11 protein-coding genes are annotated in these 11991 nt (G+C 69.2%); 8 read left to right on the top strand and 3 right to left on the bottom strand.

Annotated features, from left to right (window positions below):
• Positions 1-69 precede the first annotated feature (69 nt).
• On the top strand, positions 70-525 hold the full coding sequence (locus tag ABN273_RS05380) for a hypothetical protein (protein ID WP_349447504.1): 456 nt from the start codon (positions 70-72) through the stop codon (positions 523-525).
• A 113-nt stretch (positions 526-638) separates the two neighbouring features.
• Positions 639-1166, top strand: coding sequence for a DUF305 domain-containing protein (locus ABN273_RS05375; protein WP_349447503.1), 528 nt, complete (start codon positions 639-641; stop codon positions 1164-1166).
• Here ABN273_RS05375 and ABN273_RS05370 read toward each other — a convergent pair.
• Positions 1141-2253: an alpha/beta hydrolase gene (locus ABN273_RS05370; protein WP_349447502.1), complete on the bottom strand. Its 1113-nt coding sequence runs from the start codon at positions 2251-2253 to the stop codon at positions 1141-1143. The genes ABN273_RS05375 and ABN273_RS05370 overlap by 26 nt on opposite strands.
• A 47-nt stretch (positions 2254-2300) precedes the next feature.
• Here ABN273_RS05370 and ABN273_RS05365 point away from each other — a divergent pair, with 47 nt between their 5' ends.
• Genes ABN273_RS05365 through ABN273_RS05340 form a run of 6 tightly spaced genes read left to right on the top strand, consistent with a single transcriptional unit; the run spans position 2301 to position 10145 of the window.
• A complete protein-coding gene (locus tag ABN273_RS05365) occupies positions 2301-2996 on the top strand; it encodes a FadR/GntR family transcriptional regulator (protein WP_349447501.1) in 696 nt (231 codons plus the stop codon).
• Between the two features lie 22 nt (positions 2997-3018).
• Complete coding sequence (locus tag ABN273_RS05360; protein ID WP_349447500.1) at positions 3019-4266, top strand: ABC transporter substrate-binding protein; 1248 nt, start codon at positions 3019-3021, stop codon at positions 4264-4266.
• 32 nt (positions 4267-4298) lie between these two features.
• Entirely contained in the window at positions 4299-5135 is an 837-nt protein-coding gene (locus ABN273_RS05355; RefSeq protein WP_349447499.1) for a carbohydrate ABC transporter permease, read from the top strand.
• The gene (locus ABN273_RS05350) at positions 5132-5941 is read left to right on the top strand and encodes a carbohydrate ABC transporter permease (protein ID WP_349447498.1); all 810 of its coding nucleotides are present in this window, start codon (positions 5132-5134) and stop codon (positions 5939-5941) included. Before ABN273_RS05355 ends, ABN273_RS05350 begins: the two co-directional genes overlap by 4 nt.
• Positions 5941-8916 (top strand): glycoside hydrolase family 38 N-terminal domain-containing protein, encoded by a 2976-nt coding sequence (locus ABN273_RS05345; protein ID WP_349447497.1) that lies wholly within the window; start codon positions 5941-5943, stop codon positions 8914-8916. Before ABN273_RS05350 ends, ABN273_RS05345 begins: the two co-directional genes overlap by 1 nt.
• Positions 8913-10145, top strand: coding sequence for an enolase C-terminal domain-like protein (locus tag ABN273_RS05340; RefSeq protein ID WP_349447496.1), 1233 nt, complete (start codon positions 8913-8915; stop codon positions 10143-10145). Before ABN273_RS05345 ends, ABN273_RS05340 begins: the two co-directional genes overlap by 4 nt.
• Before the next feature lie 407 nt (positions 10146-10552).
• Here ABN273_RS05340 and ABN273_RS05335 read toward each other — a convergent pair whose 3' ends face one another.
• Positions 10553-11452, bottom strand: a complete 900-nt coding sequence (locus tag ABN273_RS05335) for a hypothetical protein (RefSeq protein ID WP_349447495.1) — start codon at positions 11450-11452, stop codon at positions 10553-10555.
• Positions 11443-11862, bottom strand: a complete 420-nt coding sequence (locus tag ABN273_RS05330; protein ID WP_349447494.1) for a peptidase inhibitor family I36 protein — start codon at positions 11860-11862, stop codon at positions 11443-11445. The genes ABN273_RS05335 and ABN273_RS05330 overlap by 10 nt, the downstream gene beginning before the upstream one ends.
• Between the last annotated feature and the right edge of the window lie 129 nt (positions 11863-11991).

Genomic DNA, 11991 nt, shown 5'->3' with positions numbered 1-11991 from the left:
AGACCCGGACCCGTAATGATCGAAGCTGCCTCCCCACACAGCCGAAGACCTGCCTCCCTCTGGCTGATCTTGGTTCTCATCGTGCTCGGCACTGTCTTTCCCTCGGGCTGCGGGCTCTTGGACATGGCCGCCGGTGGGCACCTGTGTAAGAAACGGGCGGATTATGAGAACGCCCTTGTCCGAGAGGTCCTGAGCCCCGTTCTTTCCCGGGCGGGACTGGTCGGGTCCATGGAGGACCGGAACGACTGCGATTCCTCTACGTATGGTTCGTTCGTATATATCCACATTGAGAATGTGAAGCCGAAGGACGTCGTGGCCGCCTTCGTGAAGGCGGGGTGGAGCAGTGGCCCAGCCTCCGAGCGCAGCCGGGACTGCGCCGAGTGGTGCGAGGCGTACGACCTGAGCAAGAAGCTCGGGGAGCGAGTCGTCGACGTGGACATCGAGGGAGCCAGTGACGTGGTCATCTTGGCCTCGGTGGCCGACGACTGCTGGGATGCCGACGGCTACAGGTGTAGCAGTGGGTAAGGGACAACGCTGCCCTGATCGATCTCTGGCCTGATCTCCGACTGACGTTTACCTCCGTCAGTAAATCGAGTAGAACTCTTAGGAAGGTTTCTTATAAATAAGGGGATGAGCCGGTGCGCGCATCGCCCGCCTTGGTGGCGGCCCTCCTGCTGATCGCCGCCTGCGCCCCGGCCAGGTCCCAGGATGTCCCGGTCAACGCCGAAGACGTGATGTTCGTGCAGATGATGGTCCCGCATCACCGGCAGGGCATCGAGATCGCCAAGCTGGGCGCCGCCCGTGCCGCCACGCCGGAGCTCAAGACGCTGACCGCGGCCATCGCGAGCACGCAGCAGGACGAGGTCGAGATGATGCTGCGCTGGCTGCACTCCTGGGAGCAGCCGCGCACGCCCCCTTCCGGCGCGCACGAGCACCACGGCGGTATGCCGGAGACCGACGTCAAGCGCGTCCAGGCGCTGAAGAAGTCGAAGAACTTCGAGTACGACCTGCTCAGCCTGCTCGTCGCACACCAGGGCGACGCGGTGCGGATGGCCGCCGCCGAGGTGGCGGGCGGGGCGAACCCGGCCGTTCAGAAGTGGGCCGGCCAGGTGCGGGACTCGCGCGAGGGGCAGATCGCGATCATGACGAACCTGCTGAAGCGGTGACGAAGGCCCGCAGCGCCTGCTCGTAGCGTGCCTGGTCGACGTTCCACGAGCCCACGTGGCCGCCGCCGCGGGTGCGTACGAGCGTCACCAGGTCCGGCCTGAGCCGCGCGAACCGCAGCGAGGGCTCGATGGGCACGCTGGCGTCGTCGTCGTCCACGAACAGCAGGATCGGCTGCTTGAACTCCTGCGCGTGCCGCACGTGGTCGAGGTCGTCGAGCGAGATCCCGGTACGCCGCTCCACCGTGAACTTGCCCACCGTGGCAAGCCAGAGCGGCACACCCTGCTGTCGTGCCCCGAGGTCGATGGGCGCGTTCCAGTCCATGACCGGGCTGTCCAGGATCAGGCCCTTGATCGGCTCGCCGGGTAACTCGCGGGCCGCCATCGGCACGATGCCCCCGCCCATCGAGAACCCGTACAGCACCACCCCGGTCGCCCCCTGGCCACGGGCGTGGGAGATGGCCGCGGCCACCTCCCGCCACTCGGTGGCGCCGAGGTGGAACTTGCCGTCGTCGCTGGCCGGCACCCCCTCGTCGTTGCGGTAGCTGATCGCGAGCACCGGCATCCCCAGCGAGTGGAAGACCGGGAGGAAGCGCAGGGCCTCGGAGGGGTTCGCGTTGCGGCCGTGCACGGCGATCACCCAGGTCTTCGCGGTGCCCGGCAGGCGCCACGCGGGGAAGTCGCCTAACTCGCCGCGGATCGACACCGTCTCGTACGGCAGGCCGAGCGCCGAGCGCGGGTCCTCGTGGCCCCAGATCCACCGGTCGAAGTACGCGTGGACCCCGGGTGCGAGCGTGCCCCGCCGCACGCGGGTCACCTGTCTGACGACCGTGGAGCCGGAGGCGGAGACCACCGGCCCCAGCGTCGCGTTGCCGCCGGGCCAGGTCAGCCCGTACGTGCCGGGCGCCGCGGTGTCGGAGCCGCCCTTCAGGGTGACCTTCGAGCCGTCGAAGGCCAGCACCTCCAGGGGGTACGATCCCCCGTGCGAGGGGTCGATGACGAGGCCGGAGTAGTACCAACCCGCGCCGCCCACCCCGACCGCCGCCAAGACCGCCAAGACGGTCGCGATCCGCGCCACCGCACGCTTCATGACGAAATCATAGACGCCAACGCCGGAAAGTGATTAGATCACTTGATATGTCCGAGGTAACGCGGCCGACGCTGTCCGACGCTCTGACCGAGCGCATGCTGGAGCTCATCCGTACGGGCGGGCACCGGCCAGGCGACAGGCTGCCCTCGACCAGGGAGCTCTCCCAGCGCTTCGCCGTCACCACCCCGACGCTACGCGAGGCGCTACGCAGACTCGAGGCCACCGGGGCCATCGAGATGCGGCACGGCTCAGGCATCTACGTCGGGGCCGACATCGAGCGGGTGGTCCTGCCCAACCCCAACGTGCGCGAGCTGCACGCCAACCAGCTCCTGGAGCTGCTCGGCGCGCGCATCGTGATCGAGCCGCCGCTGGCCGCGATGGCTGCCGAGCACGCGGACCCCGAGGAACTGGCGGCGCTCAAGCGGGTGCTCGACCAGGCGGGCAGGCACCTGCGCGGCGACGACGCCCTCCTGCACGACGCCAACATGTCCTTCCACCGGGCGACTGCCCGGCTGGCGGGCAATAGCGTGCTGCACGAGGTCGTCGACTCGCTGCTCACCGTCCACGGACCCGAGCAGCGGGAGATCCTGCAGATCTTCGACGACCGGCGCCGCGACTATGAGGAGCACCTGGCGATCCTGGAGGTCATCGAAGCACGCGACGCGGCGCGGGCCGAGGAGCGTATGCGGGCCCACCTGGTGGACGTGAAGACCGTAGTAGAGCACAGGTTGCAATCCCCCTGATGAAAAACAAGGAGGCCGGTCCATGTTCCGGTCACGTGTGGTCACGCTCGGCGTGGCGGCGCTCGTCCTGACCGCCTGCGGTGGAAACGGCGCGCAGACGCAGAAGAAGACCGAGCTGACCCTGTACAACGACAAGGGCGCCTGGACGAAGTACTTCGACGAGATGGGCGCCCTGTCCAAGCAGAGCATCGGCCTGGGCATGAAGCCGACGGGATACACGGACTCGGCCCAGTACCAGGCGTTCATCAAGGCGTCGTTCCGCACGAACGTCAAGCCTGACCTGTTCACCTGGCAGACCGGGGGGATGCTGGAGGAGATCGTCAAGCAGAAGCAGGTGGCCGAGACCACGGACGTCTGGCAGCAGGCGATCCAGGCCGGCGACCTGTCGAAGGACCTCCTGCCGTACTACACGATCGGCGGCAAGCAGTACTGCGTGCCGATGAACGTCGCGTACTGGGGCATGTTCTACAACAAGAAGATCTTCAACAAGTACGGCCTCGAGGCGCCGAAGACGTGGGACGACCTGATCAAGGTGGCCGACACGCTGAAGAAGAACGGCGTCAAGGCCTTCTACCACACCAGCGTGCTGTTCTCCTTCGTCTGGTTCGAGCAGCTCATGGCCGGCACCGACCCCGACCTGTACGACCGCCTGTCCACCGGCAAGGCGAAGTACACCGACCCGGGCGTGGTCCAGGTGATGGAGAAGTGGAAGACGCTCATTGACGCCGGATATTTCATCAATCCGGGCGACAAAACGGATCCTGGTGACGTGCTGAAGAACGGCAAGGCCGCGATGGTCTCCTTCGGCACCTGGTTCAACACCAGCATGACCCAGCGCAGCCTCAAGCCCGGCGAGGACTACGACTTCTTCGTCATCCCCAACGTCAACCCCTCGCTGCCGAAGACCTCGATGATCTTCGAGAGCGGCCCGCTCTGCTCGCTGGCCAAGGGGGCCGACCCCGCCGCCAACCAGAAGTACCTCAAGTGGTGGACCACGCCGCAGGCGCAGGAGAAGTGGGCGACCAGCAGGGGCGACGTGAGCGCCAACCCCAAGGTGAGCATCGCGGACAAGGCGCTCGGCACCGTCACGAAGGACGCGGGCAGCGGGCAGTACCGCCTGGTCAACCGGTACTTCGAGGCCACGCCGCCGCCGATCCTGACGGCCGCGCTGGACGGGTTCGGCAAGTTCGTGACCGAGCCGGGCAGCTACAAGGAGGTCCTGGACACCATCCAGAAGGCCGCTGATGAGTACTGGAGTGCGCATCAGTGAGCGGATCTAGGCGCCGAGTTGCCCCGCGGGGCGTGGTCATACTCGGGCGCTTCGGATACGGATACGTGGCGCCCGCGGTGCTTCTGGTCGCGGGCCTGCTCTACGCGCCGTTCCTGTGGACGGCCTACCTCAGCTTCACCCGCTACGACGGCCTCGAGCCGGCCCAGTGGCTCGGCGGGCACAACTTCGGCAAGCTGTTAGAGGACCCGGCACTGATCACCTCGATCCGCAACACGCTGATCTGGGTCATCGGCACCATGGTGCTGCCCGTCGGGCTCGGCCTGCTGGTGGCGGTGCTGTCGTACGACATCAAGGGCGGCGTGTGGTTCCGGGTGCCGTTCCTGCTGCCGTACGCGCTGAGCGGTGCGGGCCTCGCCATGGTGTGGAGCCCGATCCTGTCGCACGACGGCATCGCCAACAAGCTGCTCGGCGTGGACACCGCGTTCCTGCAGGACGCGCCGACCAACACGTTCGCGATGCTTATGGTCTGGACGTGGCAGCAGCTCGGCGTCAACATGCTGCTCTTCGTGGTGGGGCTGCAGTCCATCCCGAGGGAGCCGATCGAGGCCGCCCGGCTGGACGGGGCCGGCGGCTGGCAGCTGTTCAGGCTCGTCATCTGGCCGCTCATGAGGCCGCTGACGGCGGTCGTGGTCGGGCTCGCGCTGGTGGCCAGCCTGAAGACGTTCGACATCGTGTGGGTGCTGACGCAGGGCGGCCCGGGGCGCAACTCCGAGACGCTTGCGGTGACCATGTACAAGGAGACGTTCGTGGCCAGCGACTACGGCTACGGCTCGGCCGTGGCGGTGATGCTGACCGTCGTCACCGGTCTGGCGTCCTACCTCTATCTCAAGCGGCAGGTGGCCTCGTGATCCGGCGTGCCGTCCTCGTCGTGCTCGGGCTGCTCTGGCTCGGGCCGACGTACCTGCTGTTCGTGAACGCCTCGCGGCCGGCCGGCTCGTACGATCCGGGCCGCGCGTGGGTGCCCTCGCTCGACTTCTCGCTGTTCGAGAACTTCGGGCGGGCCCTGGAGGGCGCCAACCTGACGCAGAGCCTGGCCAGCACCGCGCTGTACGCCGTCGTCTCGCCCCTGCTCGGAGTGATCATCGGGGCGCTGGCCGGGTACACGATCGTGGTGCTCCGACTCCGCCACGGCTTCTTCTGGTTCATCCTGATCTTCGGCGGCACGGTCTTCCCGTCGCAGATGCTGCTCGTGCCGCTCTTCGTGGGCTACAGCGACGCCGGCCTGTACGACAGCCGCCTCGGCATGATCCTCATCTACACGGCGATCAGCGTGCCGTTGGCCGCGTTCGTGCTGCGCAACTTCTACACCGGCGTGGCATTCTCGATCTTCGAGGCGGCCAGGATGGACGGGGCCTCCACCTGGCGCATCTTCTGGGGTATCTACCTGCCGATCTCGCTCAGCGCGCTGACGGCGGTGTTCATCCTGGAGTTCACCTTCGTCTGGAACGACCTCGTCTTCGGCCTGACCCTGAGCCAGACCGAGGACGTGCGGCCGGTGATGACCGCCATCGCCGGCCTGATGACCGACGTGTACGCCGGGACGCCCGTGCCCGTCGGACTGGCCGCGGGTCTCGTCGTCTCGCTGCCGACCGTCGTGCTGTTCCTGGCCACCCAGCGCCTCTTCGCCAGGGGCCTGTCTCTAGGGAGTGTTTGATGACGAGCCGGTTGCTCCAGCGGAGCCTGGGCAGTCCCGACTACGACGGGATCAGGCAGGCGCTGCGGGACGACACCTCGACACCGGTGATCAGCGTGCGCGGGCTGGAGGTACGGGTCGCGGTGCTGCCGCTGTTCACCCACGACGGCCGCCAGGCGGTCAGGGTGTCGAGCACCGAGCCGCTGACCCATGTGCTGGTGGGCGTGGACAGCGCGTCGGGCAGCGACGTGACGCTGCTGGTGCCCGAGGTGCACGCGCCGCGCGCGTTCACGCTGGAGAGCCGCGACGACGCCGGGGTGGTCGGCACCGCGCAGGTCACGGTGACCCCGCAGCGCAAGTGGAGCGTGTTCGTCGTGCACCACTCGCACCTGGACATCGGCTACACCGACCCGCAGGGCACCGTGCTCCGCCACCACCTCGACTACCTCGACGCGGCGCTGCGGCTGGCCGAGGAGACCGCGTCCTGGCCGGACGACGCCAAGTTCCGGTGGACGGTCGAGTCGTCGATGCCCGCGCTGAAGTGGCTGGACGCGCGGCCCGCCGACATGGTGGCGTCCTTCGCGGAAAAGGCCCGCGAGGGCGTGATCGAGGTGACCGCGCTGCCGTTCCAGCTCCACACGGAGGCGTGCTCGACCGAGGAGCTGTACCGGCAGCTCCGCTTCACCGCCCAGCTCAAGGAGCGGTACGGATTCGCCACCAGGTCCGCCATGCACACCGACGTGCCCGGCGCGGTCGTCGGCCTGGTGGACGCGCTCAACGCGGCCGGCGTGCGCTACCTGGCCGCGGCGCACAACTGGGCCGGGCGCTCGGTGCCCTACCTGCACGGCGGTGACAAGCTGACCAGGCCGTTCCGCTGGCGGGCGCCGAGCGGGAACGAGGTCATCGTCTGGTTCACCGACACGCCGCACGGCATGGCGTACATGGAGGGCAACACGGTCGGCCTGACCGACTCGTACGAGCTGGCCGACGACCTGCTGCCGCGTTACCTGTCCGCCCTGGCCACGCGGGGGTACCCGTACGGGCCCGGGACCTTCGGGTGGCAGGGGCCCGACGCGCCCAAGGAGCCGTACGAGCTGGACGTGCTGCACCTGAGGGTGCAGGGCGCGCACGCCGACAACGCGGGCCCCTCGATCGTGCCCGCCACGATCGCGCGCCGGTGGAGCGAGCGGTGGGCCTACCCGCGCCTACGCTCGGCCGTCAACAGCGACTTCTTCGAGCACGTCGAGGAGCGCTACCACGACCGGCTGGCCGTGCACGAGGGCGACTGGACCGACTGGTGGGCCGACGGGCTCGGCTCGGGCGCGCGTCCGCTCGGCTACGTGCGCAGGGCGCAGTCGGCGCTGCGGGTCGCCGAGACCCTGCACACGCTGGCCGGGGTGGACGCCACCGAGCAGGTCGACGCGGCCTACGACAAGGTCGCCCTGTTCAACGAGCACACCTGGGGCGCGGCCAACCCGTGGGAGGACGCCGAGGAGGCGGGCGACTCGGGCGGCCTGCAGTGGACGCGCAAGTCGTCCGGCGCCTACGACGCCCAGGACGACGCGGCCGACCTGCTGCACGCCGCGACCCGCAGGTTCGCCGCCGCGCTGTCGGAGGCGGGCGAGGTGGGCGGCGCGCTGGCCTCGTTCGCCGTCTTCAACCCGGGCACATGGGCGCGGACCGACGTCGTCCGCGCGTTCCTGCCGAGGGACGTGGTGGGCATCGACGTGCCGATCGCGCTGGTGGACTCGCGGACGGGGGAGACGCTCCCGCACCACGAGGAGTTCGTGCACCCGGAGGACTGGCCGACCCGGCCGATCGGGCGGCACGTGCACGCGGTCGTCCCCGACCTGCCCGGCTACGCCTACGCGCGCATCGACGTCGTGCCGGGGCAGACCCAGGCGCCCGAGCCGGTCGGGCTGGACCTGGGCGGGGTGATCGAGAACGAGTTCTACCGCGTGGCCTATGACGTGCGCGAGGGCTACATCAGCTCGATCTTCGACAAGCGGGCCGGCCGCGAGCTGGTCAACGGCGATGCGGCGGCCGGCTTCGGCCAGTACGTCTATGACCAGTACGCCACCGCCCCACATTTCAACCATTTGTCGGGACACGTTGGGGCGCACGACCGCACGCTCCTCGGCGACCGGGCCATCGGCAAGGGCGCCACCATCACCAAGGCCCAGCGCACGGCCGTCGGCGAGAAGCTGGTCGTGGAGCTGCACGGCAAGGGCGTGGACTGGATCCGCACGACGATCGAGCTGCACAACGGCGTGCCCAGGCTGGACCTGACCTACCAGCTCGCCAAGCAGGGCACCCCGGCCAAGGAGGCGGTCTTCCTGGCCTTCCCGTTCGCCGCCGGCCCGGCCACCGCCTGGGAGCTGACCGGCGGCGTCGGCGGCCCCGGCGTGCCGCGCGTGCCGGGCTCGGCCGAGTACATGCTGCCGATCAGGCACTGGATCGCGTTCGAGGACCCCGAGCTGACCGTCGCCTGGGCCACGCTGGAGGCGCCGCTGGTGCAGCTCGGCACCATCCACATGCCGTACGCGCCGTTCCCGCCCACGCTGGACCAGGAGGACGGCACGGTCTACTCGTGGGCGCTCAACAACATCTGGGACACCAACTTCCCTGCTCAGCAGCAGGGCGAGACCACGTTCCGCTACGCGGTCACGTCGGTGTCCGGGGCCGACGGCCGACGGCTCGGCGCGGCCGCGGCCTCGGGGCTGACCGAGCCGTTCGTCGGCGCGCTGATCGCCGACAGCCCCGACGTCACCAAGACGTACGTGTCGGTCGACCACCCCGACGTGCTGGTCACGTCGCTCGGGCGGTCGGGGGACGAGCGCGTGGTGCGGCTGCAGTCGCTGGCGGCCGAGCCGGTCGAGGTGGCGGTCCACCTGCCCGGGCTGCGTGCGGCCCGCGGGCTCGACGTGGTGGACGAGACGGTCAAGGTACGGCTGCCCGCCTGCGGGGTGGCCGCTGTTTGGGGGACGTGTTCGTGAAGATCGTTGACATCAGGGCCACGACGGTCGCGGTCCCGCTCGAGGCGCCGCTGCGGCACAGCAACGGCGCGCATTGGGGCAGGTTCGTCCGCACGATCGTCGAGGTCGAGGCCGACAACGGGCTGGTCGGCGTGGGCGAGATGGGAGGCGGAGGTGAGAGCGCGGAAGCGGCGTTCCGTGCGCTGATGCCGTACCTGAAGGACCATGACCCCTTCCAGCTCGAGGCGCTGCGCTTCAAGATCGCCAACCCGACGGCCTCGCTCTACAACAACAGGACGCAGCTCCTCGCGGCGATCGAGTTCGCCTGCATCGACCTCATCGGGCAGCACCTGGGCGTGCCCGCCCATGACCTGCTCGGCGGGCGGGTCCGTGACGCCGTGCCGTTCGCCTCGTACCTGTTCTTCCGGTACGCGGCCAAGGGGTACGGCGAGATCCGCACGCCCGAGCAGCTCGTCGAGCACACCAGGGAGCTCAGGGCGGCGCACGGGTTCACCGTGCACAAGCTCAAGGGCGGCGTGTTCCCGCCGGACTACGAGCTGGAGTGCTACCGGGCGCTGGCCGAGGCGTTCCCGGAGGACCGGCTCAGGTACGACCCGAACGCCGTGCTGTCGGTGGCCGAGGGGCTGCGTTTCGGCCGGGCCATCGAGGGGCTGAACAACGACTACCTGGAGGACCCGGTCTGGGGCCTGGAAGGGCTCAGGACCGTCCGCGAGCAGGTCAGGGTGCCGCTGGCGACGAACACCGTCGTGGTCAACTTCGAGCAGCTCGCCTCGAACGTCATGCGCAGGGCCGCCGACGTGGTGCTGCTGGACACGACCTTCTGGGGCGGCATCAGGCCGTGCGTGAAGGCGGCGGGCGTGTGCGAGACGTTCCAGCTCGGGGTGGCCGTGCACTCGTCAGGGGAGCTGGGCATCCAGCTGGCGACCATGCTGCACCTCGGCGCGGTGCTGCCGAACCTGACCTACGCCGCCGACGCGCACTATCACCAGCTCACGGACGACGTGATCGAGGGCGGGAAGATGGCGTACTCGGAGGGCGCCATCGCCGTCCCGTCGGGGCCGGGGCTGGGGGTGCGGCTGGATCCGGAGAAGGTCGCCCGTTACGCCGAGTTCTACCGGGAGACCGGGGGCTATCCGTACGACCGCGATCCCGGGCGGCCCGGCTGGTACGCGACCGTGCCGAACGAGCGGTTCGCCGACCCGGCCGTGTCCATCGATGTAGCTCCATAATTGGGCGATATGTCTGAAGCTCCCCAGCCGGCCCCTCCGGCGGACAACCTTGTCACCACCTCGCACAGCCTGCCGTCGGGGCAGGCGTACACCGCCACCACCGGCACCATGGTGCTGCGCGAGGAGGTGACCTCCGACGGCAAGTTCGAGGGCCTGCGTCCGAAGGCCGAGGTGTTCGTCACCTCGTACACGCTTGATGGGGCCGACCCGCTGAGCCGGCCGGTCACGTTCGCCTTCAACGGCGGCCCCGGCTCCTCCAGCGTGTGGCTGCACCTGGGCGTGCTCGGGCCGCGCCGGGTCGTGATGGGGGACGCGGGCTCGCTCCTGCCTCCCCCTTACGGCCTGGCCGACAACGAGGAGAGCCTGCTGGCCGTGAGCGCGTCCACGAGCCGAGCAGGCTGCGCCAGTCAGCGGACCTGGCCGCGTTCGTGCTCGGCCAGCAGGCCTGAGGCGCGGGCCAGGCGCTGCTTGAGGTTGGCGCGGAGCGCGGCGAAGCGCTCGGGATTGTCCCGGATGAGCGTGCGCTGGAGCTCCGCGTCGGTCGCGAACCAGGCGGCGATCAGGCCCGACGACCACTTGCAGGTCGTGTCCGCGAACGCGACCTGCTTCTCCTCCTCGCTGATGGCCGGCTTGTCCAGGTTCCAGCGGTTGTCGGCGATGGCGGCCTCGGGAGCCGGGTACGAGTGGCCCGCCTGGCTCATGCACGACTGCCAGCGCTTGACCGCTGCCGTCACGGACGGGTCCTTGGCGGCCTGTTCCAGCGTGAGCGAGTCCTGCAGGGCCAGCCACGGCCAGTCCGCCTTCTGTGCGCCCTTGCCGAGGGTGAGCGTGGCCCTGTCGAGGCAGCCGCGGTCGACGGCGCTGCCGTACAGGCGGTGGCGGGCCGGCTTGGAGAGCTTGCCCGCCCAGGCGCCGGTCGTGTCGGGAAAGCGCAGGCGGGCCAGGTGGTAGCCGAAGTGCTTGGTCGACACGGTGTCGGCGACGCCGTAGCGGCGGGAGTTGCCCGGGTCCACCGCGGCGATGGTGACGGGGTCTTCCTCGGGCAGGTCGATGGTGATCCCCTTCTTGCGCATGCACCGTTCGACGAGGTCGTTGTGGGCGTTGCCCAGGATGGCCCGCTGCTCGGGAGTGGTCTTGTAGGCGTCGAACGGCAGCACCAGTTCTGACACCGAGGAGACGCCCTTCACGGGCGCCCGTGGCGCGGGCTCGTCGGCGGCGCAGGCGGCGGCGGAGATCAGCAACAGCGTGCCCGCGAGGAGTCCGCGGCAGCCGGCTTCCGGCGGCCAGGCCCGGCTGTTCAGCGACACCAGATATCGAGCGCGCTGGCGCGGTTGTCGGAGACGGCGTTGTTGACCAGGAAGCCGTCGTTCGAGTCGTGCGTGAACGTGCTGTGCGCGCCGGTGTACCCCGGGTGCTGCCAGAGAGTGGCGCTGCAGCCGATGCGGTTCCTGATGGAGCTGGTCTCGTCGTTGACGCTGTGCCAGGAATCGGTGAAGTCCCAGTTCAGCCAGTTGTTGTCGGCGAAGTCGGAGTCGTCCTGGATGAAGTCGCGCCAGAGGTCGGCGTGGCCGCGGTTGAAGTCGAAGCTGGCGAACAGGCAGACGCGACCGCCGTAACAGGTCGAGCGGGGGCTCGCCGCCGCGGCGCCGGCGGGGGCGACCCCGGTGAGCATCGCGGCCGCGGCGACGAGGCCGGCCGCCTTTCTGGATAGCCTCACAGGTCTCTCCTCGATCAGTGGGTCGTTTCGAGGGTCCGTGCAGGGGCTGCTCGCCCGGCACGCCGAGGACCACTGGTATCAGCGGTACGACCTGGGAGATCGTCGCGTTGGCGCAACTCTTGCCAGCTT

This window comes from Nonomuraea sp. B19D2, from assembly GCF_040137845.1.
In the GTDB taxonomy this organism is placed as follows: Bacteria; Actinomycetota; Actinomycetes; order Streptosporangiales; family Streptosporangiaceae; genus Nonomuraea.
This window is presented reverse-complemented; position numbering and strand designations above follow the sequence as displayed.